Origin of the sequence: Oceanibaculum nanhaiense (genome assembly GCF_002148795.1) — a bacterium.
Lineage (GTDB): Bacteria > Pseudomonadota > Alphaproteobacteria > Oceanibaculales > Oceanibaculaceae > Oceanibaculum > Oceanibaculum nanhaiense.
Genome location: NZ_MPOB01000001.1, coordinates 541544 through 567541, shown reverse-complemented (window position 1 = coordinate 567541; position 25998 = coordinate 541544). Strand labels below are relative to the sequence as shown.

Here is a 25998-nt window from a genome sequence, read left to right as displayed (position 1 = left end):
TGCGACTTGTTATTTATTGTGACACCTTCCGATGCTACCAATCCGGCACAAAGGCCGCCAAGGCCCTATCGGGAGGAAGAACGACATATGACCTATGAAGCGCCGTTAAGCCATATCAAGGTGCTGGACCTGTCGCGCGTGCTGGCCGGACCCTGGGCGACCCAGTTTCTGGCCGATATGGGGGCCTATGTCATCAAGGTCGAACGCCCGGGCGCCGGCGACGACACGCGCGGCTGGGGTCCGCCCTACCTGGTGGAACCGGCCGGGGAAGACCCCGGCCTGTCGGCCTATTACCTGGCCTGCAACCGCGGCAAGCGCTCGGTCACCGTCGATATGGCCTCGGCAGAAGGGCAGGAACTCATCCGCCGGCTGGCCGCCGAATGCGATGTGGTGGTGGAGAATTACAAGGTTGGCGGCCTCGCCAAATACGGGCTGGATTACGCCAGCCTCAGCCAGGTCAATCCGAAGCTGATCTGGTGTTCGATCACCGGCTTCGGCCAGACCGGCCCCTATGCCAAGCGCGCCGGCTACGACTTCCTGATCCAGGCGATGAGCGGGCTGATGAGCATCACCGGCCATCCCGACGGCGTGCCGGGAGCGGAACCGATGAAGGTCGGCGTGGCGATCTCCGACCAGATCTGCGGCCTCTACTCGCTGTCCGCCATCCTGACCGCGATCATCAAGCGCGACCGCACGGGTGCGGGCGAATATATCGACATGGCGCTGCTCGACACGCAGATCGCCACGCTGGCCAACCAGGCGACCAATTATCTGGTCTCCGGCACCGCGCCGACGCGCATGGGCAACGCGCATCCCAATGTCGTGCCCTATCAGGTGTTCAAGACTGCCGATGGCCACATGATCCTCGGCATCGGCAATGACGGGCAGTTCCAGCGCTTCTGCGCCGTGGTCGGGGCGGAGCATCTGTGCAACGACCCGCGCTACAAGACCAATGCCGGGCGCATCGTGAACCGCGAGACGCTGATCCCGCAGGTGGCGGAGATCGTGCTTCAGCGCACCACATCCGACTGGGTATCGCTGCTGGAGAACCACGCCGTGCCCTGCGGCCCGATCAACGATATCGGCGAGGTGTTCGCCGATCCGCAGGTCGAGGCGCGCGGGCTGAAGCGCGTGCTGAACAGCCCGGCCGCCCCGGAAGTGCCGCAGGTCGGCAACCCGGTGAAGTTCGCCAGCGGCCCGACCAGCAGCGACCGCTCGCCGCCGATGCTGGGCGCCGACACGGATGATGTGCTGCGTGAGATTCTTGGGGCCAGCGACAACGAGATCACCCGGCTGGCGAAAGCGCTCGGGCGTTAATCCGTTCCCTTTCAATCCCAGGGGCCGCGCCGCCGGTTCTCTGGCGGTTGCCCTGGCTTCTGCTCCCAGGGACGCAGCCGCCGCCGGATTCGTATGGCCGGCCGCGGCGGCTGCCGCCTCTGTGAGAACAGCGGCACCGCGCGCCGCTTCATCAGCGGCAGCAAAACCATGCCGGCGACAAAGCCGCCAATATGGGCGTAGAAGGCCACGCCCGCCTCTCCGGTATCCAGCGCCGCGCTGATGAGTTGCAGCACGAAATAGAATCCCAGCACGAACACCGCCGGCAGCGGACGCAGCTGGGTGAACCAGCCCAGCGGAATCAGCACCAGCACGTTGGCGCGCGGAAACAGCAGCAGATACGCCCCCAATACTCCGGAAATGGCGCCGCTGGCCCCAACCATGGGAATCTCCGAGGCCGGATCGACGATGGCCTGCAGCAGTGCCGCCGCCACGCCGCAGGCCAGATAGAACAGGATGAAGCGGACGCGCCCCAGCGCATCCTCCACATTGTTCCCGAATATCCAGAGATACAGCATGTTGCCGCCCAGATGCAGCAGCCCGCCATGCAGGAACATCGAGCTGAACAGCGTCACCCAGGGATCGACCAGCGCCAGGGCGGGATGCAGGCGCTGGCCATCCAGCAGCACCGCCGGAATCATCCCCAGCGCATAGATGACGCGCTGCCCCTCGCGTTCCCCCAGTGACATCTGCCAGAGATAGACCAGCACGCAACTTGCGATCAGCACCACCGTCACGATGGCGGGCCGCTCGGTCGGGTTGTCGTCATTGATCGGGATCATCCGGCCTCTTCGTCAGAATGCGTCAGAATTTAAAAATTTACGAAAATTACATATGGGTTTACGAATCCTTTACGGTTTTTTTGTAATTTCCGGAGCGGTCAGCAGAAAGCCCGCCCCAACCCTCCAACGCCCGGCAGATGACAGTGCAGAACGCCGCCATAGCCATCACCCGTGCAATCGACGCCCATGGCCGCTTCATCGCCGGCAAGCCGCAAGGCAAGCGGCTGATGACCAAGGCGCTCGCCTTCGACAATATGGACCTGACGGACCGGGTTCTCAAAGGCGCGGTGCTGCAACGCTGCAGCTTCACCAACACCATCCTGCAGCGGGTCGATTTCTCGGAAGCTGACGTGTTCGCCAGCAATTTCTTCATGGCTGACCTGCGCAACGCCAATTTCAGGAAGGCGGACCTGCGCGGCTGCAACCTCGGCAAGGCACAGCTGGCCGACGCCGATTTCACAGACGCTGATCTTCGCCCGGGCCAGATCGTGGTGATGCGCGACGGCAAGGAGGTCGAGGAGGATCAGGCGGTCGATCTGGGCGGTGCGCGCATCGACCGGGCGCGGATGACCGGCGCCAATCTGAACGGTGCCAATCTGGCTGTCAGCTCCGCCGAGAATGCGGATTTCTCGCGCGCCCGGATGATCGAGGTGAATCTGTCGGGCGCCAAGCTGAACGGCGCGAAATTCCGCAGCGCCAAGCTGCGCAACGCCATCATGATCGGCGCCAAGGTCGAGGGCACGGATTTCACCGGCGCCGACCTCACCGGTGCCAATCTGCGCAATGTCGATCTGTCCAGCGCGACGATGACCAATGCGCAGCTGGAAGGCGCCATCCTGAAAAAGGATGGCGGTGCCATTCCCTCGCTGATCCAGTTCCTGATCGACCAGCACAGCATCTGGATCGCCACCAACGGCATGGCCGGCGAGCGCGCGGATTTCGCGCGCAACGATTTGTCCAACCTCGATCTTTCGGCCAGCGACCTGCGCGCCGCGATCCTCTCCGGCGTGAACCTCTCGGGCAGCCAGATCATGAATGCCGAACTGCTGCTGGCCAACCTGTCAGACGCCGACCTCACCAAGGCCGATCTCAGCGGTTCGACCATGTATGGCGTGCGCCTCGTCGGTGCCACGCTGATCGAAGCGGCGATGCGCGATGCCGATCTGTCGCCGCTGCCGCTGCGCAAGCCGGATGGTCAGCCCAGCGGCAAGGTCATGGCCAGCAACCTGACCGAGGCCAACCTGACCGATGCCGATCTGCGCGGCGCCGTGCTGCGCGGTGTGAACCTGACCGGCGCCAATCTGACCGGCGCCAATCTGACCGGTGCCGATCTGCGCGGCGCCATTCTGGATGGCACCAAGCTCGGCCGGGCGATCACCACCGGCACCAAATTCAGCCACTAACCCGTACGGCCGCTTCCAGGCTGCCCAGCCGGCGCAGCGGCGAGGCCAGGATCGCCAGCAGCGACAGCGCAAAACCCGCCGGCACCAGCAGCATCGCGGTCTCAACCCCCCAGCCGGCACCGATCCAGCCACCCAGCAGCGCCCCCAGCGGTCGCACGCCGAACACTGCTACCTGCAAGGTCGCCCCGACCCGGCCCAGCAGATCGGGCGGCGTCACGATCTGGCGCAGGCTGGTCTGGCCGATCTGCCAGATCATCGGCCCGAAGCCAATCAGGAAGAAGGCGACGAACGGCAGCGCGCCATAGGGCGTCGGCCCGGCCAGCAGGGCGAAGCCGGCCAGTACCGACAGGCCCGGACCGATCGCCAGCAGCGTGCCGGTCTTCAGCAGCCCGGCCAGCCGGGGGGCGGCCAGCGCCCCCAACAGCAGCCCGGCACCATAGGCGCTGAGCGTCAGGCCGGTGCCCGCCGCATCCAGCCCCAGATGCCCCAGGGCATAGGGCACGAACACCGCCATCAGCACGAAGAAGCCCATGTTCCAGACGATGGCGCACAGCGCGATGGCGCGCAGATAGGGCTGCCGCCACACGAAGGAAGCACCGTCGCGGATCGCCTTGCCAAGCGGCGGCCGTTCGGCGGCGCTCCGCGGCATCGCCGGCAGCCGGCTGGCCAGTACCGCCGACAGCAGCGCGCACAAAGCCGCCAGCGCGAAACCCAGCGGGGCCTGTCCGGCCTTCGCCAGCACGCCCGCCAGCACCGGCGCCGACAGGGTGGCGACGGCGCGCGCCAGCTCCAGCCTTGCATTGGCGCGCGGCAGGGCGGCGGGTTCGGCCAGCAGCGGCACGGCGGCAAAGCCGGACAGCACGAAGGCGACCGTCCCGCCGGCCCCCAGCAGCACCGCGAGGCCCAGCGCCGGCACAAGCTGCAGCGTGGCGGCAGCGGCCGCCGCCGCCAGGCACAGCGCCGCCAGACCCTGCGCGCGCACCATCCAGCGCCGCTTTTCCGAGCGATCGATCAGCGCCCCCGCCGGCAGCGACACCAGCAGCCAGGCGGCGCTCTGCACCGCCACCAGCAGGCCGACGAGGCCGGGGCCGCCGCCCAGCCCCAGCGTGACGACCAGCGGCAGCGCGGCGAGGGCCAGCTGGTCCGCGCCATGTGCGAAACCAGTGGCGAAACCGAGTCTGGATATCGGCGAAAACGACATGAGAATACTCCCGGGCAGGTGAAATCGCCCGTCCGTCATGCCGGTCCCGCGCCCGCGGGCCTATCCGGTTCTTGTGGGGAAAATGAACGCGAGGGGGTTAGAGCCGCCGCAGATGATGCATGCCGCCCCAGACATTGCGCTGGCCCTTCCAGGGGCCGTCTTCCAGCGGGCTGTCATGCAGATCGTTGCCATGGCGCACGACGAGGCCGACATCGATCCAGGCCGGGTTGGCCGCCGCCTCTGCAATCGCCGCCGCGATCGGCGGGTTATAGGCGTCGTGGATCAGCACATGCGCGCCGGGGAGCACGAGATCCGCCGCCATCTCGATATCGCGCAGCGCGCCATCATGGGTGTGGTCGCCGTCGATCAGCAGGAAATCGATAGGCGCCGCTGCCGCCACCTTCGGCAGCATTTCAGTGGACGGACCTTCGTGAAAACCGGCCCGGCGCTCCAGCATCTGCCGCGCCGGCTTGTCGAGATCGAACGCGATATCGATCAGCGACATGCAGGCATCATGGTTGCCGACATCGAACAAAGCCGACTGGGCAATCAGCGCGGAACCGCCCTGCGCCGTGCCGATCTCGCAGTAATGCGCGGGCCGCGCGGCATAGACCAGGCTGTACAGGAACAGCCGCTCGCCCAGCGACATCTGGCAGGGCGCGTTGCGCACCGCCGCCAGGTTCAGCGGGCCGAAGGCCGCGTTATAGAGCAGGGGACGGTCGGTCATCGCGCTCCGATCTCGGGGCATGACGGAAAGGAAATGGTGTCCCCGGCAGGACTCGAACCTGCTGCCTACAGTTTAGGAAACTGTCGCTCTATCCTGATGAGCTACGGGGACGCACCGTTTGTCCGGCCCTTTTTGCCAGCAAACACGGTCGCGATAAAGGCTTTTACTGCGCGCCGCCTGCGCGCCAACTGCCTACGCGCCAATCACCTACTCGTAGGACTGGTAGGATTTTTCCTCGACCAGTTCCGAGCCCAGCAGCGTGTTGATGTCGCGCTTCAGCGCCGCGCGCCTGTCATTGGTCTTGTAGACCGAACGCGCCAGTTCCACGAAGCGCGGCCCGAAATCCTTGTCGCGTTCGCAGTCGCGGATATCGTCCTCGATCTCCCACAGCGCCTCGTTCACTTTCTTGATATCGGCGGTGAGGGTGGCGAGATCGGCCAGCACCTTCTGGTCCGACGGCAGATTGGCGTCGCGCACGCCGGCCAGCGCCGCCAGTTCGGTGCGCACATTCACCAGCTTCGCCGCATCGGAAATGCGCTCGGACTTGATTTCCAGGATCGCGATCTTGTCGATCAGCTCGCCCCAGGACACCGGAACCTGGATCGTCATGCTTCATCCTCCATCGAAAGGCGGCGCATCCTAGTGCCTCGCCTTCCCGCCCGCAACCGCCCTTCCCTTATCGGTCTCGGCCCGGTATATCCGGCAGGCATGTCCGACCGCACCGACACACCATCCAGAGCGCGCCGCATCCTCGTCATCAAGCATGGCGCGTTCGGCGATTTCATCATGGCGCTGGGCGCCTTCCAGGCGCTGCGGCGGCACCATGAAGGCGATCATCTGGTGCTGCAGACCATCCCCTCGCTGGCGCCGCTGGCCCGGGCCAGCGGCTGGTTCGACGAGGTCTGGACCGACCCGCGCGAAAAGGGACTGCGCGCACTCCTCGCCATCCGCCGGCAGATCAAAGGTGGCCGCTTCGATCTGGTCTATGATCTGCAAAGCTCCGACCGTACCGGCCTCTATTTCCAGCTGCTGCGGCCCTTCCCGCCGCGCTGGTCCGGCACCGCCTGGGGCTGTTCCGACCCCGACCCGAATCCGGCCCGCAACGCGACCCACGGCACCGACCGCTATGCGATGCAGCTGGCGACCATGGGCATCACGCACGTGCCGCCGCCGGATGCCGGCTGGATATCGGCAGATATCTCGCGCTTCGCCCTGCCTGACCGCTATGTGCTGCTGGCCCCTGGCTGCGCCCCGCACCGGCCGGAAAAACGCTGGCCGGAAACCCACTATGCCGACCTCGCCAACCGGCTGGCCGCGCGCGGCATCACGCCGGTGCTGGTCGGCACGAAATCGGAGGCGGAGACCACCACCGCCATCGCCGCCGCCTGCCCGCAGGCCATCGACCTCACCGATAAAACCAGCCTGTTCGAACTGGGCGGCATCGCCCGCGAAGCCGCTGGGGCGGTTGGCAACGATACCGGGCCGATGCATCTGCTGGCGGTGGCGGGGTGCCCGTCGGTCGTGCTCTATTCCCACGCCTCCACCCCGACGCAGAGCGGCCAGCGCGGCCCGAAAGTCACCATCCTGCGCGAACCGGACCTGAAGGACCTGCCGGTCGAGCGCGTGGAAGCGGCGTTGCTGGATCTCGCCGGCCTATAGCCGGCTTAAACGCCTCGGATCACATACAGCAGCCTGTAGGCCAGATTATCCAGCCAGTGCTGGCGATGCACGTCGCCGCAGAGCCCATAGCGCAGCCGGTCCGTCAGTCCGTGCGTGCTGTCCAGGAAATCCTCGACCAGCACCCTGTCCGACGCCGCCAGCCGGTCGCCGAACAACCGCAGCAACTCGCGGGCCTGATGCCGGCGCAGCGCCGACTGCTCGCCATTCAGCTGGCGCCCGACCTTGCCGAGGAAGCGGTCGAGCGGCGTATATCCCGCCCCCGTCATGTTGCCGCCATGCTGGCGGTATTTCAGCGCCGGGCGCGGGTCGTAGATCACCTGGCCCAATGCGGAAATCACCTGATAGGCCCACCAGTCATGCTTGGCTGGCTGGGCCGGCCATTCGGCGCGCAGCAGGTCGAGCGCCGCGCGGTTCAGCACCGACGTGCAGCCGATGGCAATGTTCTCGATCAGCGCGTTGGCCAGGCTGGGACCGCGTCCGGGCAGAGGCGACAGGCCGCGCCGCTGCAAGTCTTCGTCAACGATGACGACACGCGCGCAATACAGGCCGGGCACCCCCTCGGGCAGGGCCGACAGTGCCGCGACCGCCCGGGCGATCTTGTCCGCCTCCCACACATCGTCCTGATCGGCGAAGGCGGCGAAGGCGGCATCCTCCCCCACCCCGTCCAGCAGCCGGAAGAAGCTGCCGCTGGGGCCGAGATTGCGGCTGCCAAGCCGGAACGAAAACCGCGGCTCCCGCGCCGCCCAGGCCGCCAGCACATCCGGTGTGCCGTCGCGCGACCCATCGTCGCGCACGCTGAGCCGGAGAGTGCCGTGGGTCTGGCCGAGGATGCTGGATATCTGGGCGTCCAGCCAGGCGGCGCCGTCATAGCTGGACAGCACCACCTCTACCAGCGGCTCCCGGTCAACGCTCATCCGACGCTCCGCGCCACAGGATCAGGAAGGCCGCCGCTGCGGTCAGAAACCCGCTCATCCACCAGGTCTGCCAGGCGCCATAGGCGGTGCCGCTCATGAACAGGCCGCAGGCGAACAGCGGATAGGCGAACAGCTGCGCCGCCCGGTCCAGCTTGCCGATGGCGCGCAGCAGCACCCAGGCCATCGCCAGCGCCAGCAGCGCGCCGATGCCGCCCAGTTCCAGCCAGATCTGCAAGGGCGCATTATGCGGGTGCAGCGGCAGCAGCTCGATGACGCCCCGCAAGGTGCCCCCCGGCACGGTGGCGAAATCGCTGAGCACGCGCGAGGCGTCCAGCCCCCAGCCGAAGAAGGGCCGCTCCAGCGCCAGGCCGGCGACATGGTTCCAGATCAGTACCCGGTGCCCCATTGAGAAGGGTAGCCACGGCGCATCGGCCAGACCCGACGCCTGCAGCGCCTGCGCCAGGAAGGGCATGGTGAGGAAGGCCACCGCCACCGCAACCCGCAACAGCCGCCGCGCGGCGCGCAAGGAGATCGCGGCCAGCGGCCAGAACAGCAGCCCGGTCAGCATGCCGGCCAGCGCCGACTGGCTGGAGGAGAAGGCCACCGCCACGGCGAACAGCACCGGCAGCGCCAATGCCAACTTGCGCCAGCCAAGCCGCCAGACACCATAGGCCAGCGGCCAGACCAGCAGCGCGGAGACCGCCGCCGGGCGGTTGATTGCATTCGCGCCGATCATCTCCGTGAAATCCATGCCGCGTGTCAGCCGGTAGATCGGCTGGTCGAGCAACAGCTCGACAAGAAACAGCCCGACACCCAGCGCAAGGCCAGCCAGCACCGCCTTCGCCGCCGGGCGCACTGCCGCCCCCGGCATCGCCAGAAGTGCCGCGAAGAAAGGCAGCGCAACGCCATAGACCAGCAGGAACTGGCCCGCCTGGGCGGGGGCATCCGCGCGGTTCACGCTCCATACCGCGGTCAGGCAGGCATAGGCGAAGAACAGCGCCATCGGCAGCGCCAGCCGATAGCGCGGCCAGGGAAACCGCCCTTGGCCGGCCCAGTGCAGGACGATTGTCAGCAGCGCCACCGCGAACAGGCCAATCTGCAGGGCGCGCGGCGCCCAGGGCAGAAGCGCGCCCATCGCCAGTATCCACAGCCCGAGCAGGCGCAGGTTCCAGGTCAGGCAGGCATCGGGCGAAAAGCGGCTGGGCGTCGTCACGGGCGCATCCGGCTCCGGCGGACGGGGAGGTTCCGGGGACTAGACCAGTGCCGCCGCGGCCCGTCAAGACGCCGGCATGCTTTACAAAGGGACGGCGCAGCGCGTAAGCACGGCGATGGATATGGAAGGACGGTTCCCTTGACCCGCCGACTTTTGTTTCTGGTTACCGAGGACTGGTATTTCTGGTCGCACCGCCTGCCGCAGGCGCGCGCCGCGCGCGATGCCGGCTTCGAGGTGCTGGTGGCGACCCGCGTGAACGCCCATGGCAAGCGCATCGAGCAGGAGGGCTTCCGCCTGATCCCGCTGCCCTGGAGCCGCGAGGGCGGCATCGCCCACCAGCTGGCGACGGTCCGGGTGCTGACGAAGCTGTACCGGCGGGAACGGCCCGACATCGTGCATCATGTGGCGCTGAAATCCATCGCCCCCGGCGCGCTGGCCGCCCGGCTGGCCGGTGTGCGCGCCAGCGTGAACGCGGTCACCGGCTTCGGCTATCTGGGCGGCACGGCGACGGCAAAGGCAACGCTGATCCGCGCTGGCGTTCGCGCCCTGCTGCCGCCGCTCACCAACCGCCGCAATGCCTGGACGCTGCTGCAGAATGAGGATGACCGCGCGCTGGCGCTGAAGCTGCGCCTCACCGAGGCTAACCGCACCGTCCTGATCCGCGGTTCGGGCATCGATCTCACTCATTTCGCGGCCCTGCCGGAACCGGCCGGGCCGGTCACCGTGGCGCTGGTCTCCCGCATGCTGCGGATAAAGGGCATCGACACGGCGGTCGAGGCGGTGCGGCGGTTGCAGCGCGGCGGCCAGGATATCCGCCTGCTGCTGGCGGGCGCGCCGGACCCGGCCAACCCGGCCTCCTTCGATGAGGCGAGCTTGCGCCGCTGGGCGGATGAGCCGGGCATCGAGTGGCTGGGGCCGGTCGCGGATGTGCGGACGGTCTGGCGGCGCGCGCATATCGGCCTGCTCGCCTCGCGCGGCGGCGAGGGCGTGCCGAAGAGCCTGCTGGAGGCCGCGGCCTGCGCCCGGCCACTGGTCGCTACCGACGTGCCGGGCTGCCGCGATGTCGTCGGCCCCGATGGCGAGGCCGGCCTGCTGGTGCCGGCGAACGATCCGGCGGCGATGGCCAACGCGCTGCTGGAGCTGGCCGGCGACACCGCACGGCGCCAGCGCCTGGGCGCCGCTGCCCGGCAACGCGCCGAAACACTGTTCGGGGACGAGGCCATCGGCCGCGAGACGGTCGATCTCTATGAACGCATCCTGCGGGAGACCGCCTGATGTGCGGCATTGCCGGGCTGCTCGACCTCGAAGGGCGGCTGTCGCCCGATCTGATGTCGGACAGCATCGCTGCAATGACAGCGGCGCTGTCCCGGCGCGGGCCGGACGATGAAGGGCTGTGGCAGGACGAAGCCGCCGGCATCGCGCTCGGCCACCGGCGGCTTGCCATCATCGATTTGTCGCCCGCCGGGCACGAGCCGATGGTCAGCGCCGACGGGCGGCTGGTGCTGACCTATAATGGCGAAATCTACAATTACCGGGAGCTGCGCCGGGAGCTGGAAGACGACGGTGTGGCCTTCCGGGGCGATTGTGATGCGGAGGTGATGCTGGAAGGCTTCGCCCGCTGGGGGATATCCGCCACGGTGGCGCGGCTGATCGGCATGTTCGCCTTCGCGGTCTGGGACCGATCGGGGCGCCGTCTGACGCTCGGCCGTGACCGCATGGGCGTGAAGCCGCTCTACTGGGGCAAGAGCGACGGGCTGGTGCTGTTCGGCTCCGAACTGAAGGCGCTGGCCGCCTGCCCGCACTGGACCCGCGAGATCGACCGGGACAGCGTGGCCGCCTATCTGCGCCATGCCTATGTGCCCGCCCCGCACAGCATCTACCGGCGCATCGGGAAGCTGCCGCCCGGCTGCCTGCTGGAGATCGGCCCCGAGGGGGAACCGCGCCTGACCCGTTACTGGGATCTGCGCGATGTGGCCCTGGCCGGCCTCGCCGACCCGCTGCCCGAGGATGCAGATGCCGCGCTGGCGCTGCTGGAACCGCTGCTGCGCGATGCGGTGACGCGGCGCATGGTGGCCGACGTGCCGCTGGGCGTGCTGCTGTCGGGCGGCATCGATTCGGCGGTGGTTACGGCGCTGATGCAGCAGGCCAGCGACCGGCCGGTGCGCAGCTTCACCATTGGCTTCCAGGACAGCGACCTGGACGAGGCACCGCTGGCCGGCGCCATCGCCCGCCATCTCGGTACCGACCATACGCAGCTCTATCTGACGGAAAGCGACGCCCGCAACACCGTGCCGGAATTGCCGGAGCTCTATGACGAACCCTTCGCCGACGCCTCGCAGATTCCGACGCTGCTGGTCTCCCGCCTCGCCCGCCAGCAGGTGACGGTGGCCTTGAGCGGCGATGGCGGCGACGAGCTGTTCGGCGGCTATCACCGGCACCGCATCGGCGAGGCGGTGTGGGACCGGGTCTCCGCCGTCCCGCGCCCGATGCGGCAGGTGGCCTCGGCGCTGCTGAAGATGCCGTCCTCGGGCGCCTGGTCAAAGCTGGCCGGCGCACTGCCGGACCGCTACCGCCCGCCGATGCTGGGCGACAAGGTCGGCAAGCTGGCCTCGGTGCTGCCGCTGGACGGGCCGGACGATATGTACCGCCGCCTGATCACCCACTGGCCGGCGGCGGAAGGGCTGGTGCCGGGGGCGGTGCGGCGTGGCACGGCGGCGGAGGAGCTGGGCATCGCGGCGAGGGTCGCCGATCCGTTCCACCGTGCCCGGCTGATGGATGCGCTGACCTACCTGCCCGACGATGTTCTGGCCAAGGTGGACCGCGCCAGCATGGGCTGCGGGCTGGAAGTCAGGGTGCCGCTGCTCGACCACCGGGTAGCGGAACTCGCCTGGCGGCTGCCGAAATCCCTTCTGCACCGCGACGGCCGAAGCAAATGGCCGTTGCGGCAAATTCTGGAACGGCACGTCCCGCGCGCGCTGTTCGAACGCCCGAAGGCCGGATTCTCCGTGCCGCTGGATGGCTGGCTGCGCGGCCCGTTGCGCGACTGGGCGGAAAGCCTGCTGGGCGCAGAATCCTTATCGGCGGACGGGCTGCTGGAATCGCGTCCGATCCGCGCCGCCTGGCACGAACATCTGGCAGGCACGCGCGATCATGGCAGCAGGCTGTGGGCGGTGCTGATGCTGCAGGCCTGGCGGCAACGCTGGGAGCTGTAGCGGCGTTAGCGGCCCAGCAACATGTCGGTCGGAATGGCGTAGGTCAGCACAACCGATTCCGTGCCGGGGTTGCTGTCGCCCAGGCTGGCATTGGAGATATGGTGCACGGCAATGCCGAGGCGCGAGCGGTTGTCGAACCGATAGGCCAGTTCCAGGCCGGAGCGGAACTCGACCGCATGACCCAGATCCTTGCCGTCGCCGTCATGATAGGCGCCAACCGCGAAGTTCGGGGTCAGCACGACACGCCGGCCGAAAAAGATGTCCATGCCGATGCCGGCATAGCCATAGACGGCGGAATCGGTCGTGCCCATGACGCCGATGAACGGCGTGAAGACCCAGAGCTTGTGCTTTTCGGCGAAGCGGTATTCGGCGCGGAACTCGCCGGCGGTGAAGCTGTCATTCACATCGTAGGCGCCGCCGGACAGCGCCAGGAAAGCCGGCTCCTCTGCCTTTGCCTGACCGGAAAAAGCCAGTGCAGCGCACGCCGCCACGCCAAAGGCCAGCGACCGCAACCCGTTCTTGCTGCTCACGATATCCCCTCCTTGGAACAGACCCCGCGCAGATCATACGGGTTGAGCGGCGGCGTGCAAGCGCGGCTTTCCTATCCCTCCACAGCCGACAGCTTTTCCAGCATGCCGCGCGTCGCCTCGACCAGCGCCTTGGCAATGCCCGGCTCCATCGCCGAATGGCCGGCATCGGGGATGACGCGATAATCCGCCTCCGGCCAGGCCTGCGCCAGCGCATCGGCGGTGACGATGGGGCAGACCATGTCATAGCGGCCCTGCACGATGACCGCCGGAAGCTGCCGGATCAGCTCCACCCGGCGCAGCAGCACCTCGCCATCGATGAAGCAGTCATGGCGGAAATAATGCGCCTCGATCCGCGCCATGCCGAGCGCGTGGCGCTCTTCCGCGAAGCTGCCAACCAGATGCGCGTTGGGCAGCAGGGTGGAGCAGCTGCCTTCATAGGTGCTCCAGCTTCTGGCTGCCGGCATGTGGATGGCCGGGTCCGGATCGACCAGCCGGCGGTAATAGCCGGCGAGCAGATTGCCGCGCTCCTCCTCCGGCAGATATTCCGCGAATTTCCGCCAGTTCTCCGGAAACACGGTGCGGATGCCGTTCAGGAACCAGTCGATCTCCGCGCGCCTTCCCAGGAAGATGCCGCGCAGCACGAAGCCCAGACAGGAGGCCGGATGCGCGACACCATAGGCGAGCGCCAGGGTCGAACCCCAGGAGCCGCCGAACACCAGCCAGCGGGCGATGCCGAGATGCCGGCGCAGCGCCTCCATATCGGCGATCAGATGCGCGGTGGTGTTGTCGGTCAGGCTGCCCAGCGGCGTGGAGCGGCCAGACCCGCGCTGGTCGAACACCACGATCCGATAGGTTTCGGGATCGAAGAAACGGCGGTGCATCGGCGTGGCGCCCGACCCCGGTCCGCCATGCAGGAAGACCACCGGAATCCCGTCCGGATTGCCCGACTGTTCCCAATAGAGCGTGTGATCGCTGCCCACGGACATCATGCCGGTCTCGAAGGGCTCGATCTCGGGATAGAGCGGCAGGGCGTCTTCAGGCGGCATGGCGGCTTCTCCTCTATGCCGGACGTGAACGGTTTCTCCTGAAGGATATGGAACGGTGCCGGGCCGCCCGCGTCAATGACGTTGCGAGTCGGCCGTTCCCTGCTAAGTAAGGATCATGCTCTTGCGCCTGTCCACGCTGCTGCTGATCGCCATCCTGAGTCTGCCGGCCTCCCTTGCCCGGTCGGACGCGCTGGTGCGTGACGAGACGGCCCGCGCCGTCGAGATCGTCGATGGCGATACGCTGGTGCTGGAAAATGGGCGCGAAGTCAGGCTGGTCGGGCTGCAGGCACCGAAGCTGCCGCTGGGGCGGCGCAACTTTCGAAGCTGGCCGCTGGCCGAGGAATCGAAGCAGGCGCTGGCCAAGATCGCCCTCGGCCGGGAGCTGGTGCTGGCCTATGGCGGCGCACGGCAGGACCGGCACGAAAGGCTGCTGGCACATCTGTTCCGCGCGGGCGACGATCTGTGGGTGCAGGGGGAAATGCTGCGCCTTGGCATGGCCAGGGTCTATTCCTTCCCCGACAACCGCGCGGCGGTGGCCGACATGCTGGCGCTGGAAAGCGAGGCCCGTGCGGCGCGCCGGGGCATCTGGGCGCATCCCTATTACCGCATCCTCGATCACCGCGAGGCCGGCAGCCATATCGACAGTTTCCAGCTGGTCGAGGGCACGGTCCTGAAGGCCGAACGCAAGGGTGCGCGCGTCTACCTTAATTTTGCCGCGGATTTCAGGTCTGATTTCACAATCACCATCGAACGGCGCGCCGGACGCCTGTTCCAGGAAATGAATGTCGACCCGCTGACGCTCGCAGGACGGACCATCCGGGTCCGGGGCTGGCTGAAGGAATGGAACGGCCCGATGATAGAGGCCACGCATCCGGAACAGATCGAGGTACTGGAAAGATGATGCCGCACCGAACCCAAGCCAGAAACATGGCCAATCCGATCCGCCTGCTGGCAGCGCTTGGCCTGCTGGGCGCAGCCGCGCTGCTGCCGGCCTGCACGACCAATCCGGCGACCGGGGAGGAGCAGTTTGCCGCCCTGATGTCGCCGCAGCAGGAACGCCAGGTCGGACAGGAACAGCATCCCAAGATCACCGAGCAGTTCGGCGGCACCTATGACGAGCGCAACATCGCCGCCTACGTCTCGGAGCTGGGCGGGCGGCTGGCGGCGCAGTCGGAGATGGCCGATCTGAATTTCACCTTCACCGTGCTGGATTCGCCGATCGTCAACGCCTTCGCCCTGCCCGGCGGCTATGTCTATGTGACGCGCGGCCTGATGGCGCTGGCAGAAAACGAGGCGGAGCTTGCCGGCGTCGTGGCGCATGAGATCGGCCACGTCACCGCACGGCATTCCGCCGAGCGCTACAGCCAGAGTGTGGTTGCCAATCTGGGCGTGGCGCTGCTCGGCGTGCTGACCAAGTCGAACGAACTGGCGAACGTCGCCGGCTATGGCGCACAGGCCTATCTGCAAAGCTATTCGCGCAGCCAGGAATTCGAGGCCGATACGCTGGGCGTGCGCTACCTGACCCGCGCCGGCTACGCGCCCGACGCGATGGCCAGCTTCCTGGCCAAGCTGGACCGCCATTCCCGGCTGCAGGCGCAGCTTGCGGGAAAATCGCCCGACACCGTCGATCAGACCAACATCATGGCAACGCATCCGCGCACGCTGGACCGGGTCGAGGCCGCCCGGCAGGCGGCGAATGTCGCCGCGGTCGCCAACCCGCGCATTGCCCGCGACGAATATCTCCAGCGCCTGAACGGCATGCTCTATGGCGACAATCCGGAACAGGGTCTCGTACGCGGCCAGGACTTCATCCATCCGGCCTTACGCTTCCGTTTCAGCGTGCCCGACGGCTTCACGCTGGTGAATGGCCAGACCAAGGTACAGGCGGCCGGCCCCAACGGCGCCGTCATCAGCTTCGACATCGGCAAGGCACAGGGCAATCCCAGCGCAAGCGATTACCTGCGCGCCTGGGCCGGCAATCTGCGCCTGCCCAACGTCGAGGCCATCACGGTGAACGGGCTGCCCGCCGCCACCGGTTCCGTACGCGCCAACAGCAACAGTAGCGCCGTCGATGTGCGGCTGGTGGCGATCGCCGGCGGCGACGGACGGTTCTACCGCTTCGCCTTCATCACCCCGCCGCAATTGACGGCGCAGCTTTCCCAGGGGCTGCGCGAGACGACCTACAGCTTCCGCCGGCTGAGTGCCGCCGAGGCGGCGAAGGTGAAACCCGAGAGGCTGAAGATATACAAGGTCCGCACCGGCGATACGGCGGCGGCCCTGGCCGGCAAGATGCCGGCCGGACCGCTGGCCGCCGAACGCTTCGCCGCCCTGAACGGGCTGCAGGTCGGGCAGGTGCCGCCCGCCGGCACGCTGGTGAAGATCGTCACCGAGTAGCAAGGGCGCTATCCGCCCACCTACCCGCCGTGCGCCGCCTTCAGATCGGGCGGCGTCTCGGTGCGGCGGTCAAGGCCGTAATCGCGCATCACAGCAGCGACGCGCAGCCGGTAATCCGCGAACAGGCCGGACCGCCCTTTCGCCTGCGCCGCGCGGTGCGCCTCCAGGCGGCGCCATTCGCCGACAGCCGCCTCGTCGCGCCAGAACGACAGCGACAGGATCTTGCCGGGCTGCGTCAGGCTCTCGAAGCGCTCGATGGAGAGGAACCCGTCGATCCCATCGAGCAGCGGTCTGAGCTCGGCGGCGATGTCGAGATAGGCCTGCCGGCAGCCCGCCGCCGGCTCGACCTCGAAGATCACCGCGATCATGGCGCCACCGGCGTCAGGAAGGTGCGCTCCTCCTTCAGGATGAACCGCTTTTCCTGCGCCATGCGGAAATTGGCGGCGCCGTCCGGGTCGGTCTTCAGCCGCGCGCGGTAGGCCTCGTACTCGGCGAGGCTGGGGAAGGAGATCAGCGCCAGCGCCTCGTAATTCGTGCCTTCATGCGGCAGGAAATAGCCCAGCAGGTCGCCGCCACAGGCTGGGATGATGCGCAGCCAGTTGCGCGCATAGGCGGCGAAGGCGTCACGCTGGAACGGATCGATTTCATAGCGAATACAGCAGGTAACACTCATGGTTTCTTCCTCTCGTCATCGGAATGAGCGGAAGATGAGGCAACCGGCCAGGCAATTGTTTCGGACGGGAGCTAACCATGAAAAAAGAGGGCGCCGGTAAGGCGCCCTGTAGGGGGAGGCTGAGGGAGGGGGAAGGAAAGAATTATTCCTCGACGAACAATTCGTCGAAGTGGGAGACATTGCGCATCATCAAGACGCGCAGCTTGTCCATCGCGCGGCTTTCGAGCTGGCGGATGCGCTCCTTGGAGACGCCGAGCTCGCGGCCCAGCTCCTCCAGGGTCGCCCCTTCATCGACGAGCCGGCGGCGCTCGATGATGACCCGCTCGCGCGGCGACAAATCGGACAGCGCCTCGGCCAGCCAGCGCGACCGGCTGGCGGCATCGCGCAATCCCGCGACGGCGATTTCCGGGCTGGGGCGCTCGTCCGACAGGAAATCCTGCCAGCTATCCTCGCCTGTCTCGCCGATGGTGGCGTTCAGCGACTGGTCGGCGCTGCCCAGCCGCACCTCCATGGATTCGACTTCCCTGAGGCTGACCCGCAGTTCGCGAGCGACCTTCTCCCGCGCCTCCTGCGTCATGCTGGTCGCGCCGATATCGTTGATCCGCGCGCGCAGCCGGCGCAGGTTGAAGAACAGCGACTTCTGGGCAGCGGTGGTACCGGTGCGCACGATCGACCAGTTGCGCAGGATATAGTCCTGGATGGCGGAGCGAATCCACCAGATCGCATAGGTCGAGAACCGGACCTCGCGTTCGGGATCGAAGCGCGCGGCAGCCTGCATCAGCCCGACATTGCCTTCCTGCACGAGGTCGCCCATCGGCAGGCCGTAATTGCGGAATTTCGAGGCGGTGCCGATAACCAGGCGGGTGTAGGAGCGGATCAGTTCGTGCAGCGCGGCCTCGTCATTATCGAGGCGCCAGCGGCACACAAGATCATGCTCATGCTCACGGCTCAGCAAGGGCTCCTTCATCGAGGTGCGGATGAAGGTCAGGTTCGCGCGCTGGGTATCCGGGTCGTCGATATAGGCCATTGCATAAGCATCCCTTGACGATGCCGGGGCGGCTTAAACCCGATGGGTATCGGATGCCGCCATTCCTGGCTGGTTTTCACAGCTTAGTACGCAATGACCAAAGGGATGGATCACAGGCCGGTGAACGGCTGATCATTCTTCGCGGCGCTCATGTCAGCCGCCGGGAGACGCTCCGGGCAGAGACCCTGCCTGGGATCAGCTTTCGATCCAGTCCAGCACGCTGCCATCGGGGGCGAAGCACGCCGCGACCAGCCCGCCATCATAGCCGCATCCGGCATCGATGGTGGCCGTATAGGGCGTGTCGGCAACACCGCCATGCGAGGGGTCGAAGCCGCGGATCACCTTGGCGAACCCGCCATAGGGGGAGGATATCCGCCCGAAACTGCCGCCACCCCACCAGAAACTGTCGCTCTGCGCGGTCAGCGGCCGTTCGGGGTCGATGCCGGCATTCACGAACAGCAGTCCGCCATCATCCGTGTAGGCCGCGCGCTTCAGGCTGTGCAACAGCTGCATGTGTCCGGGGTGAGACTGCATGCCGGCCCTGAGCTGCCCGGTCCAGCGCGAGATCGCCACCGCCCCCTGGCGGGCGATGCCGAGCGCCTCCTCGGCGGTGCTGCTATAGGCCGTCATGGTGCCCTGCAATCCCTGCCGCAGCATCCAGGCCAGAACCTCGGGCGGGTTGGGGGCAAATTGCAGCTGCAGCAGCTTGTCCCACATCTCCTCCTGATTGCCGCGCAGGAAGGCGATATCCTCGATAAAACCGTAGGGCCGGGCGAGAAAGGCAATGCGGAAGCGCAGCAACTCGTCGATGGTTTCCACGATCCGTGTGCCGCGGCCCAGGAAATTGCCGAGATAGACCAGGCAGTCGCGATCTTCCAGCCGGGCCGCCAGCGCATCATGCAGGCGCGACAGCCGCTCGGCATCGCCATGAATGGCGCCTACAGCCCAGACCCGCCCGCCTCCGCGGAGTACGGCAAACTTGTCGCGATCACTCATGCTCTATTGAAATCGTCCTGGCAGGTGCTTTGTTCCATCGCCCGAGACGGTGCCGCAGAACCGCTGAAAAGAAAAGAGGCGCCGCGGCGAACAGCTCCGCCGGGCACCTCTGTTTTTTTGCCGTCACTTACGGTCAGGCCGCGCTCATCATCTCTTCGAGACGCTGCGCCGCCGCTTCCGGGTCGATGCTCTCGATCGCGGCGAACTCCCGCGCCAGACGGTCAAGCGCCGCCTGATACATCTGCCGCTCGCTGTAGGACTGGTCCGGCTGCGAGGCGTTGCGATGCAGATCGCGCACCACTTCGGCAATGGAGGCCGGATCGCCGGAATTGATCTTGGCCTCATATTCCTGGGCGCGGCGGCTCCACATGGTGCGGCGCGCGCGGCTGCGGCCCTTCAGCTTGGCCAGCGCGGTCTGCATCTGCTTCTTGCTGCTGAGCGGCCGCAGGCCCGACGTACCGGCCTTTGCCACCGGCACGCGCAGAGTCATGCGGTCCTTCTCGAAATCGATGACGAAAACCTGCAATTCGTGACCGGCGATCGTCTGGGTCTCGCGACCGACAATCTGGCCCACGCCATGCGACGGATACACCACGAACTCGCCGGTTGAGAACTCGATCTTTTTTGACATTGTAGCCAACTGACCTTTCTTAGCCGTTCGCCGAAAACAGAAGACGCCGCCCTGTCGCCATCCGGGAATGGCGCGACCCGCGCAGCCCTTAAGGGCCGAATATGGGAAATCGGCAGCGTGACAGGCGAAACACCCCTCACCACCAACAAAACGTAACATAATTTGGTTTATAAGGGTAGCTTCCTCACGCATTCCGCCCATGCATCAGCAGGACATCATGCACGCGAAGGCCCGCGCCGGCGCGGCGCGTGAACAAGAATCCGAACAGAATCAAATAGATTCGGGCTGAGGCTAAGACTCAGCCCTTGCCCGGCTTATCGGAAAAGAATTTCTCAAATTTTCCCGGCATGCCGCGATATTCGTCTGCGTCGGCCGGCGGTTCGCCCTTGCGGGTGATGTTTGGCCATTTCTCCGCAAAGTCGCGATTGACCTCGACCCAACGGTCGGCCTCGCCCTCGGTATCCGGGATGATGGCCTCAGGCGGGCATTCCGGCTCGCACACCCCGCAATCGATGCACTCGTCCGGATGGATGACCAGCATGGTCTCGCCCTCGTAGAAGCAGTCCACCGGACAGACCTCCACGCAATCCATGTATTTGCACTTGATGCATGCCTCGGTCACCACGTAGGTCATCGTCCGCTCCAGCCTACCAACATAACGAGAATAGCGAGCCGGCGGACGACAAGACGCCCGGCACGGCCCAGCCCCTAAAGCCCCATTTTCTCCAGCACACGCTTGCGTGCTGTGCCGCTATCCTGATCGGTCACATAGATCAGGCCGCAGACGCGCCGCAACAGGCTGGCCTCATATTCGTGCAGGGTGCCATCGGCATAGACGACCTCCCACAGCATCTCGATGATGGCCACCCGTTCCTCCGGCGGCATCGCCTCGCGCACGATGCGGGTAAACCCATAGAGCTCGTTCGTGCCCTCGATTTCCGCCTCGGCGTCGCGCACAAGTTCCGCCGCCTCGTCGGCATCCAGCGCAAACTGCTCCCGGCACAGCCGCTCGACGACCTCCCGCTGCGGCGCGCCATATTGCGCGTCGGTGGCGGCCGCCTCGACCAGCAGTGCCGCGGCGGCCAGATGCAGGCGATCCCGCACGGGGGCATCCTTCACATTTCCCGCCTTCGGCGCGAAAATCTCTTTGATCTTATTCAGCATGGCGTTCCCCTAGCACAGCGCCCCAGCGCCAACAACCCTTCACGGAATGGGCATATTTGTAAGGCGGTGCGACAAGTCGCCCCGTCAAAATAGATGGTATTTTATGCGCATTAACCGTTTATTCATCATGCTGCGCCCAATCTGCGGCCAGAAGACTGCCGCAACGAGCTGCAAACATCATGAAGAACACCATGCTCCCACGACTGAAAGAACGCCGCCGCCATATCCGGCTGCACCCGAAAGGCGATGCCTATGTCCGGATCGACGGGCGCGACTATCCGCTGCATGACTGGTCGCCGGAGGGTCTGCTGATCCACCCCTATCGCGGCGGGCTCATCCCCAATCAAAGGGCGCGGGTGGAAGCGGTGATCCGTGACATCCAGGCGCCGGACGGGACGATCCGGCTGAATGGCATGGTGCTGGTGACGCGAATCGATTCGGGCGGGCTTGCCGCCAGGTGGCTGATCATGCCGCCATCGCAGCGCGAGAAACTGCTGCATTATTACGCCAGGAAACCGAAGAAGGCCTAAAAGGGCGCGCGCCCGTCAGCCGGCCTGCCCTATCAGGCGGGGGCTGTCTGGCCGGCGTTCAGTCGGCGTTCAGGCGCTCGCGCAGCTGCTTGCCGGTCTTGAAGAAGGGGATATGCTTGGCATCCACCTTCACCGCATCGCCGGTCCGCGGGTTACGCCCGACCCGCGCATCGCGCTTCTTCACAGAAAAAGCCCCGAAACCCCGAAGCTCAACCCGGTCGCCGCGTGCCAGGGCAGCGGTGATCTCGTCGAAGATGGTCGAGACGATACGCTCGACATCCCGCTGGTAGAGATGCGGGTTCTGCTCCGCTAACCGCGCGATCAGTTCCGATTTGGTCATCGCAGCGTCCCCTGTCAGCCGTTTTTCCGTCTTGCCCCCCGCGATATCGCCGCCTGTAGCGCCGTCATCATCGGTATTTTAGGCGCATTTCCGCCGTTTTCCTTCACGCACGGTGGCAGATTAGCCAGAGCGCGTCAAGTAAACCGTTCGGATCAAAGGATTTTTCGAAGGTATCCACAAGCGGAAACGCCCGGGCACAAGGGCCCGGGCGTTCCTGATCGCTTGCAGCCTAGGGAAAGACTTACTTCTTGTCTTCCGCCTCGCCGCCGCGTGCGAGTGCCGGGCCGAGGATATCGCCCAGGCTGGCGCCGGAATCGGACGAGCCGAATTCCGCCATCACCTGCTTGTCCTCGTCGATCTCGCGCGCCTTGATCGACAGCGTCATCCGCCGGGACTTGGCATCGACGTTGGTGATCTTGGCATCGACCTTCTCGCCGACGGCGAAACGGTCGGGGCGCTGCTCGGAACGGTCGCGCGACAGGTCGGCGCGGCGAATGAAGCCGATGGCCCCGCTCACCTCGACCTCGATGCCGTTATCCTCGACCTTGGTCACGGTCGCGGTCACGACCGAGCCCTTGCGCACGCCACCGCTAGCGGCACCGCCGGTGGCAGCGGCAGCCGTCGCCGTCCCCTTCGGGAAGGTGTCCTCGGTGAGCTGCTTGATGCCCAGCGAGATACGCTCCTTCTCGACATCGACTTCCAGCACCTTGGCCTTCACGATGTCGCCCTTCTTGTAGTCCTTGACGGCCTCTTCGCCGGGGCGCTGCCAATCAAGGTCAGAGAAGTGCACCATGCCGTCGATGTCGCCCGGCAGGCCGATGAACACACCGAATTCGGTGATGTTCTTGACCTCGCCCTCGACCTCGGTCTGCGGCGGGAACTTGGCCGCGAACTCGTCCCACGGGTTCGCCAGGGTCTGCTTCAGGCCCAGCGAGATGCGGCGCTTGACCGGATCGACGTCCAGCACAACCACTTCCACTTCCTGCGAGGTGGAGACGATCTTGCCCGGATGGACGTTCTTCTTGGTCCAGCTCATCTCGGAGACATGCACCAGCCCCTCGATCCCCGGCTCCAGCTCCACGAAGGCGCCGTAGTCGGTGATGTTGGTGACACGGCCGCTGAAGCGGGTCGAGACCGGGTACTTGGCGTCCACGCCTTCCCACGGATCGGCCTCAAGCTGCTTCATGCCAAGGCTGATACGCTGGGTTTCCGGGTTGAAGCGGATGACCTGGACCTTGACGGTCTGGCCGATCTGCAGCGCCTCGGACGGGTGGTTGATGCGGCGCCACGCGATATCGGTGACGTGCAGCAGACCATCGACGCCGCCCAGATCGACGAAGGCGCCGTAATCGGTGATGTTCTTCACGACACCGTTCAGCACCTGGCCTTCCTTCAGGGAGGCGACCAGTTCCGAACGGGCCTCCGCACGGCTCTCCTCGAGCACGGCGCGGCGCGACACGACGATGTTGCCGCGGCGACGGTCCATCTTCAGGATCTGGAAGGGCTGCGGCGTGCCCATCAGCGGGCCGATGTCGCGCACCGGGCGGATATCGACCTGGCTGCCCGGCAGGAAGGCCACGGCCCCCGACAGGTCAACCGTGAAGCCGCCCTTCACACGACCGAAGATCACGCCGGTGACCTTCTGATTGTCCTCGAAGGACTTCTCGAGCAGGACCCAGGATTCCTCCCGGCGGGCCTTCTCGCGGCTCAGCATCGCCTCGCCGTTCTTGTCTTCCATCCGCTCGAGATAGACCTCGACCGTATCGCCCGGCTGAATTTCGGACTTCTGGCCGGGTGCGGCGAATTCCTTCAGCTGGACGCGGCCTTCGGACTTGAGGCCGACATCGATGAGGGCGAAGTCGCCCTCGATGGATACCACCCTGCCCTTGACAACGGTCCCTTCGAGACCGTCACCGGAGCCGAGCGACTCCTCCAGCAGTGCAGCAAAGCTTTCCTTGACGGACGAGGTGTCCGTTGCGGTCTGTGTGGCCATATAGAATAGTCTCCTTCCATGTGCCCTGCCGTGCGGCGCCCCCGGATGGGTTTGGGATTTCCGGGGCCGCTGGATGGTGCCGGCGGGCAACCGCCCTGCCTCGCTCTCGGAGGCCCAGGGCGGGTGTCCGTATCTTGCACCGGCGGCCAGGCCGGCGCTCAACGGACGGGGTTCTACCGGTCGTGCTTTTTCCGGATCGGATCCATCGCCGCCTCGAAGGCCGCCTCGACGTCGAGCGCCGAGGTGTCGATGACAACCGCATCGGGTGCAATTGCCATCGGGGCTGTCGACCGTGACCGGTCGCGCTGGTCCCTCTCCTGCATCTCCTGCAGAACGCGCGCATATATAGAAGGACTCCCGCGCTCAAGCAACTCCTTATGCCGGCGCTCGGCGCGAACCTCGACGGCGGCGGTGACGAACAGCTTCACATCGGCATCGGGAAAGATCACCGTGCCGATGTCGCGCCCGTCCAGAACCGCCCCCTTCTTGCCGTCCGGCGGGGTGCGCCCGAAGCCGCGCTGGAAGTCCAGCATGGCAGCGCGCACACCCGGAATCGCGGCGACCTTGGAGGCCGCCACCGCCGCCTCGTCGCCGCGCAATCGGGGGTCGGCCATCAGCGCCGGATCGAAGGATTCCGCCGCGCGCGTCGCCGCCCCGGCATCCTCGGGATTCTCGCCGCGATCCAGCACCGCCACGCCGACACCGCGATAGAGCAGCCCGGTATCGAGATAGGCGAAATCCAGTTCCCGGGCGATACGGCGTGCGATGGTGCCCTTGCCGGACGCGGCGGGACCGTCAACCGCGATGATCATGCCGGCGCGCCAGATGCCTGGGGCGGCTGGTCCGCGATATCCGCCCCCAGCCCGTTCATCATCGGCACGAAGCCGGGGAAGCTGGTGGCGATCGGCTCCCCATCGTCGATCGAGACCGGCTTCTCGGTCACCATCCCCAGCACGGCGAAGGCCATGGCAATACGGTGATCCAGATTGGCCGCGATCATGGCACCACCCGCCGGCGGACGGCCCTTGCCGTGCACCACCAGCCGGTCCGGGCCTTCTTCGATTTCGACGCCGCAGGCGGCCAGCCCGCGCGCCACCGCGCCCAGCCGGTCGCTTTCCTTCACGCGCAGCTCGGCCAGCCCTTCCATCACGGTGGGGCCATCGGCGCACGCCGCCGCCATCGCCAGGATCGGATATTCGTCGATCATGCTGGGGGCGCGGCGCGGCGGCACGACAACACCCTTCAGCGCGCCGGCGCGGATCAGCAGATCGACCACCGGCTCGCCGGCTTCCTCGCGCCGGTTCTCCAGCGCGATATCGGCGCCCATCTCCAGCAGCGTCTCGAACAGGCCGAATCGCAGCGGGTTGGCGCCGACATTGGCAATCCGCACCTCGGAGCCAGGGACAAGCAGCGCCGCCACCGCCGGAAAGGCGGCCGAGGACGGATCGCCCGGCACCCTGACCGTGGCCGCCACCAGCTCCGGCTGGCCGGTCAGCGTGACCGCACGGGTGCCGTCCGCGCGGTCCTCGACGCGCACCGCTGCCCCGAAATGGCGCAGCATGCGCTCGGAATGATCGCGGGTCGGTTCCGGCTCGATGACGATGGTCTCGCCCGGCGCGGTCAGGCCGGCCAGCAGGATCGCCGACTTAACCTGGGCCGAGGCGACCGGCAGCGTGTATTCGATGGGCAGCGGACTGGACGCACCGGTCACCGCCAGCGGCAACCGGCCGCCCTCGCGGGACACGAAGCGCGCGCCCATCTCGGCCAGCGGCTTCATGACGCGCGCCATCGGGCGGCGGCGCAGCGAGGCATCGCCGGTGAAAAAGCTGATGATCGGGTGCCCCGCCGCCAGCCCCATCAGCAGCCGCGCGCCGGTACCGGAATTGCCGAGATCCAGCATGTCCTCGGGCTCGGCAAGGCCGCCCACGCCGACACCGCGCACACGCCACACACCATCCTCGCCGCGCCTCAGGGTCGCGCCATAGGCCCGCATCGCCTTGGCGGTGTTCAGCACATCCTCGCCCTCCAGCAGGCCATGGATCGCCGTCTCGCCAATGGCAAGGCCGCCAAACATCAGCGCACGGTGCGAGATCGACTTGTCGCCGGGGGCGGTGACGGCGCCGCGAAGCGCCTCGGCACGGCGGGAGACGAGCGGATGCAAGGAAACCTCCTGAAACGGGTGGCGCGGCGACCGCGCCGGATATCGC

Annotated in this window: 27 protein-coding genes and 1 tRNA gene; 8 read left to right on the top strand and 20 right to left on the bottom strand. The window is 66.6% G+C overall.

Annotated elements, in window-relative coordinates; translation table 11 throughout:
- The first annotated feature begins 87 nt into the window (after nucleotides 1–87).
- Entirely contained in the window at nucleotides 88–1317 is a 1230-nt protein-coding gene (locus BKM74_RS02800) for a CaiB/BaiF CoA transferase family protein (RefSeq protein ID WP_086464152.1), read from the top strand.
- A gap of 11 nt (nucleotides 1318–1328) precedes the next feature.
- On the opposite strand, the gene BKM74_RS02795 is transcribed toward BKM74_RS02800, so the two are convergent.
- Complete coding sequence (locus BKM74_RS02795; RefSeq protein WP_086464151.1) at nucleotides 1329–2117, bottom strand: rhomboid family intramembrane serine protease; 789 nt, start codon at nucleotides 2115–2117, stop codon at nucleotides 1329–1331.
- Between the two features lie 137 nt (nucleotides 2118–2254).
- Between BKM74_RS02795 and BKM74_RS02790 the strand changes: the two genes are divergently transcribed.
- A complete protein-coding gene (locus BKM74_RS02790) occupies nucleotides 2255–3520 on the top strand; it encodes a pentapeptide repeat-containing protein (protein WP_086464150.1) in 1266 nt (421 codons plus the stop codon).
- Here the strand turns inward: BKM74_RS02790 and BKM74_RS02785 are convergent.
- From BKM74_RS02785 to BKM74_RS02770, 4 genes are all read right to left on the bottom strand, one after another.
- Nucleotides 3510–4721, bottom strand: a complete 1212-nt coding sequence (locus BKM74_RS02785) for an MFS transporter (RefSeq protein ID WP_176342352.1) — start codon at nucleotides 4719–4721, stop codon at nucleotides 3510–3512. The two genes, BKM74_RS02790 and BKM74_RS02785, sit on opposite strands and share 11 nt — an antisense overlap.
- 97 nt (nucleotides 4722–4818) lie before the next feature.
- Nucleotides 4819–5448, bottom strand: a complete 630-nt coding sequence (locus BKM74_RS02780) for a CmcI family methyltransferase (RefSeq protein ID WP_176342351.1) — start codon at nucleotides 5446–5448, stop codon at nucleotides 4819–4821.
- A 34-nt stretch (nucleotides 5449–5482) separates the two neighbouring features.
- Nucleotides 5483–5559: transfer RNA gene (locus BKM74_RS02775), tRNA-Arg, on the bottom strand.
- 96 nt (nucleotides 5560–5655) lie between these two features.
- Complete coding sequence (locus tag BKM74_RS02770; protein ID WP_086464147.1) at nucleotides 5656–6057, bottom strand: DUF6165 family protein; 402 nt, start codon at nucleotides 6055–6057, stop codon at nucleotides 5656–5658.
- A 99-nt stretch (nucleotides 6058–6156) separates the two neighbouring features.
- On the opposite strand from BKM74_RS02770, the gene BKM74_RS02765 reads away from it, so the two are divergent.
- Nucleotides 6157–7107: a glycosyltransferase family 9 protein gene (locus BKM74_RS02765; protein WP_086464146.1), complete on the top strand. Its 951-nt coding sequence runs from the start codon at nucleotides 6157–6159 to the stop codon at nucleotides 7105–7107.
- A 5-nt stretch (nucleotides 7108–7112) separates the two neighbouring features.
- Here the strand turns inward: BKM74_RS02765 and BKM74_RS02760 are convergent, their stop codons facing one another.
- Both BKM74_RS02760 and BKM74_RS02755 read right to left on the bottom strand, forming a co-directional pair.
- Nucleotides 7113–8042: a glycosyltransferase gene (locus BKM74_RS02760; RefSeq protein ID WP_086464145.1), complete on the bottom strand. Its 930-nt coding sequence runs from the start codon at nucleotides 8040–8042 to the stop codon at nucleotides 7113–7115.
- The gene (locus BKM74_RS02755) at nucleotides 8032–9255 is read right to left on the bottom strand and encodes an O-antigen ligase family protein (RefSeq protein WP_086464144.1); all 1224 of its coding nucleotides are present in this window, start codon (nucleotides 9253–9255) and stop codon (nucleotides 8032–8034) included. Before BKM74_RS02755 ends, BKM74_RS02760 begins: the two co-directional genes overlap by 11 nt.
- Nucleotides 9256–9393: 138 nt before the next feature.
- On the opposite strand from BKM74_RS02755, the gene BKM74_RS02750 reads away from it, so the two are divergent.
- On the top strand, nucleotides 9394–10530 hold the full coding sequence (locus tag BKM74_RS02750; RefSeq protein ID WP_086464143.1) for a glycosyltransferase family 4 protein: 1137 nt from the start codon (nucleotides 9394–9396) through the stop codon (nucleotides 10528–10530).
- Entirely contained in the window at nucleotides 10530–12467 is a 1938-nt protein-coding gene (asnB, locus tag BKM74_RS02745) for an asparagine synthase (glutamine-hydrolyzing) (RefSeq protein WP_086464142.1), read from the top strand. The genes BKM74_RS02750 and asnB overlap by 1 nt, the downstream gene beginning before the upstream one ends.
- Before the next feature lie 5 nt (nucleotides 12468–12472).
- Here asnB and BKM74_RS02740 read toward each other — a convergent pair whose 3' ends face one another.
- Nucleotides 12473–12997 carry an acyloxyacyl hydrolase gene (locus BKM74_RS02740; protein ID WP_086464141.1) on the bottom strand — a complete coding sequence of 175 codons (525 nt, stop codon included), beginning with the start codon at nucleotides 12995–12997 and terminating at the stop codon, nucleotides 12473–12475.
- Between the two features lie 71 nt (nucleotides 12998–13068).
- Complete coding sequence (gene pip, locus BKM74_RS02735) at nucleotides 13069–14043, bottom strand: prolyl aminopeptidase (protein WP_086464140.1); 975 nt, start codon at nucleotides 14041–14043, stop codon at nucleotides 13069–13071.
- A gap of 115 nt (nucleotides 14044–14158) precedes the next feature.
- On the opposite strand from pip, the gene BKM74_RS02730 reads away from it, so the two are divergent.
- Both BKM74_RS02730 and BKM74_RS02725 read left to right on the top strand, forming a co-directional pair.
- A complete protein-coding gene (locus BKM74_RS02730) occupies nucleotides 14159–14944 on the top strand; it encodes a thermonuclease family protein (protein ID WP_086464139.1) in 786 nt (261 codons plus the stop codon).
- 26 nt (nucleotides 14945–14970) lie between these two features.
- Nucleotides 14971–16437 carry a M48 family metalloprotease gene (locus tag BKM74_RS02725; protein ID WP_245825761.1) on the top strand — a complete coding sequence of 489 codons (1467 nt, stop codon included), beginning with the start codon at nucleotides 14971–14973 and terminating at the stop codon, nucleotides 16435–16437.
- 20 nt (nucleotides 16438–16457) lie between these two features.
- Here BKM74_RS02725 and BKM74_RS02720 read toward each other — a convergent pair whose 3' ends face one another.
- From BKM74_RS02720 to BKM74_RS02690, 7 genes are all read right to left on the bottom strand, one after another.
- Nucleotides 16458–16805 (bottom strand): antibiotic biosynthesis monooxygenase family protein, encoded by a 348-nt coding sequence (locus BKM74_RS02720; RefSeq protein ID WP_086464137.1) that lies wholly within the window; start codon nucleotides 16803–16805, stop codon nucleotides 16458–16460.
- Nucleotides 16802–17110: an NIPSNAP family protein gene (locus BKM74_RS02715; RefSeq protein ID WP_086464136.1), complete on the bottom strand. Its 309-nt coding sequence runs from the start codon at nucleotides 17108–17110 to the stop codon at nucleotides 16802–16804. The genes BKM74_RS02720 and BKM74_RS02715 overlap by 4 nt, the downstream gene beginning before the upstream one ends.
- A gap of 142 nt (nucleotides 17111–17252) precedes the next feature.
- Nucleotides 17253–18137, bottom strand: coding sequence for an RNA polymerase factor sigma-32 (locus BKM74_RS02710; RefSeq protein ID WP_086464135.1), 885 nt, complete (start codon nucleotides 18135–18137; stop codon nucleotides 17253–17255).
- Nucleotides 18138–18332: 195 nt separating this feature from the next.
- Nucleotides 18333–19133 (bottom strand): metallophosphoesterase family protein, encoded by an 801-nt coding sequence (locus BKM74_RS02705; protein ID WP_086464134.1) that lies wholly within the window; start codon nucleotides 19131–19133, stop codon nucleotides 18333–18335.
- Nucleotides 19134–19266: 133 nt separating this feature from the next.
- Nucleotides 19267–19764, bottom strand: coding sequence for a CarD family transcriptional regulator (locus tag BKM74_RS02700; RefSeq protein ID WP_008944034.1), 498 nt, complete (start codon nucleotides 19762–19764; stop codon nucleotides 19267–19269).
- 298 nt (nucleotides 19765–20062) lie between these two features.
- A complete protein-coding gene (gene fdxA, locus BKM74_RS02695; protein ID WP_086464133.1) occupies nucleotides 20063–20398 on the bottom strand; it encodes a ferredoxin FdxA in 336 nt (111 codons plus the stop codon).
- A gap of 74 nt (nucleotides 20399–20472) precedes the next feature.
- Nucleotides 20473–20928, bottom strand: coding sequence for a tellurite resistance TerB family protein (locus BKM74_RS02690; protein ID WP_086464132.1), 456 nt, complete (start codon nucleotides 20926–20928; stop codon nucleotides 20473–20475).
- Nucleotides 20929–21107: 179 nt separating this feature from the next.
- On the opposite strand from BKM74_RS02690, the gene BKM74_RS02685 reads away from it, so the two are divergent.
- Nucleotides 21108–21458: a hypothetical protein gene (locus BKM74_RS02685; RefSeq protein ID WP_086464131.1), complete on the top strand. Its 351-nt coding sequence runs from the start codon at nucleotides 21108–21110 to the stop codon at nucleotides 21456–21458.
- 58 nt (nucleotides 21459–21516) lie between these two features.
- Here BKM74_RS02685 and ihfB read toward each other — a convergent pair whose 3' ends face one another.
- The 4 genes from ihfB to aroA all read right to left on the bottom strand — a co-directional run bounded on the left by ihfB (nucleotide 21517) and on the right by aroA (nucleotide 25952).
- Nucleotides 21517–21798, bottom strand: coding sequence for an integration host factor subunit beta (ihfB, locus tag BKM74_RS02680; RefSeq protein WP_008944030.1), 282 nt, complete (start codon nucleotides 21796–21798; stop codon nucleotides 21517–21519).
- 241 nt (nucleotides 21799–22039) lie between these two features.
- Entirely contained in the window at nucleotides 22040–23791 is a 1752-nt protein-coding gene (gene rpsA, locus BKM74_RS02675) for a 30S ribosomal protein S1 (protein ID WP_086464130.1), read from the bottom strand.
- 173 nt (nucleotides 23792–23964) lie between these two features.
- A complete protein-coding gene (cmk, locus tag BKM74_RS02670) occupies nucleotides 23965–24603 on the bottom strand; it encodes a (d)CMP kinase (protein ID WP_086464129.1) in 639 nt (212 codons plus the stop codon).
- Nucleotides 24600–25952: a 3-phosphoshikimate 1-carboxyvinyltransferase gene (gene aroA / locus BKM74_RS02665; RefSeq protein ID WP_086464128.1), complete on the bottom strand. Its 1353-nt coding sequence runs from the start codon at nucleotides 25950–25952 to the stop codon at nucleotides 24600–24602. The genes cmk and aroA overlap by 4 nt, the downstream gene beginning before the upstream one ends.
- Between the last annotated feature and the right edge of the window lie 46 nt (nucleotides 25953–25998).

Coding starts and splice junctions, on each gene's coding strand:
- BKM74_RS02800 (WP_086464152.1), top strand. CDS start 88: ATGACCTATGAAGCGCCGTTAAGCCATATCAAGGTGCTGGACCTGTCG.
- BKM74_RS02795 (WP_086464151.1), bottom strand. CDS start 2,117: ATGATCCCGATCAATGACGACAACCCGACCGAGCGGCCCGCCATCGTG.
- BKM74_RS02790 (WP_086464150.1), top strand. CDS start 2,255: ATGACAGTGCAGAACGCCGCCATAGCCATCACCCGTGCAATCGACGCC.
- BKM74_RS02785 (WP_176342352.1), bottom strand. CDS start 4,721: ATGTCGTTTTCGCCGATATCCAGACTCGGTTTCGCCACTGGTTTCGCA.
- BKM74_RS02780 (WP_176342351.1), bottom strand. CDS start 5,448: ATGACCGACCGTCCCCTGCTCTATAACGCGGCCTTCGGCCCGCTGAAC.
- BKM74_RS02770 (WP_086464147.1), bottom strand. CDS start 6,057: ATGACGATCCAGGTTCCGGTGTCCTGGGGCGAGCTGATCGACAAGATC.
- BKM74_RS02765 (WP_086464146.1), top strand. CDS start 6,157: ATGTCCGACCGCACCGACACACCATCCAGAGCGCGCCGCATCCTCGTC.
- BKM74_RS02760 (WP_086464145.1), bottom strand. CDS start 8,042: ATGAGCGTTGACCGGGAGCCGCTGGTAGAGGTGGTGCTGTCCAGCTAT.
- asnB (WP_086464142.1), top strand. CDS start 10,530: ATGTGCGGCATTGCCGGGCTGCTCGACCTCGAAGGGCGGCTGTCGCCC.
- pip (WP_086464140.1), bottom strand. CDS start 14,043: ATGCCGCCTGAAGACGCCCTGCCGCTCTATCCCGAGATCGAGCCCTTC.
- BKM74_RS02730 (WP_086464139.1), top strand. CDS start 14,159: ATGCTCTTGCGCCTGTCCACGCTGCTGCTGATCGCCATCCTGAGTCTG.
- BKM74_RS02725 (WP_245825761.1), top strand. CDS start 14,971: ATGGCCAATCCGATCCGCCTGCTGGCAGCGCTTGGCCTGCTGGGCGCA.
- BKM74_RS02720 (WP_086464137.1), bottom strand. CDS start 16,805: ATGATCGCGGTGATCTTCGAGGTCGAGCCGGCGGCGGGCTGCCGGCAG.
- BKM74_RS02715 (WP_086464136.1), bottom strand. CDS start 17,110: ATGAGTGTTACCTGCTGTATTCGCTATGAAATCGATCCGTTCCAGCGT.
- BKM74_RS02710 (WP_086464135.1), bottom strand. CDS start 18,137: ATGGCCTATATCGACGACCCGGATACCCAGCGCGCGAACCTGACCTTC.
- BKM74_RS02705 (WP_086464134.1), bottom strand. CDS start 19,133: ATGAGTGATCGCGACAAGTTTGCCGTACTCCGCGGAGGCGGGCGGGTC.
- BKM74_RS02700 (WP_008944034.1), bottom strand. CDS start 19,764: ATGTCAAAAAAGATCGAGTTCTCAACCGGCGAGTTCGTGGTGTATCCG.
- fdxA (WP_086464133.1), bottom strand. CDS start 20,398: ATGACCTACGTGGTGACCGAGGCATGCATCAAGTGCAAATACATGGAT.
- BKM74_RS02690 (WP_086464132.1), bottom strand. CDS start 20,928: ATGCTGAATAAGATCAAAGAGATTTTCGCGCCGAAGGCGGGAAATGTG.
- BKM74_RS02685 (WP_086464131.1), top strand. CDS start 21,108: ATGAAGAACACCATGCTCCCACGACTGAAAGAACGCCGCCGCCATATC.
- ihfB (WP_008944030.1), bottom strand. CDS start 21,798: ATGACCAAATCGGAACTGATCGCGCGGTTAGCGGAGCAGAACCCGCAT.
- rpsA (WP_086464130.1), bottom strand. CDS start 23,791: ATGGCCACACAGACCGCAACGGACACCTCGTCCGTCAAGGAAAGCTTT.
- cmk (WP_086464129.1), bottom strand. CDS start 24,603: ATGATCATCGCGGTTGACGGTCCCGCCGCGTCCGGCAAGGGCACCATC.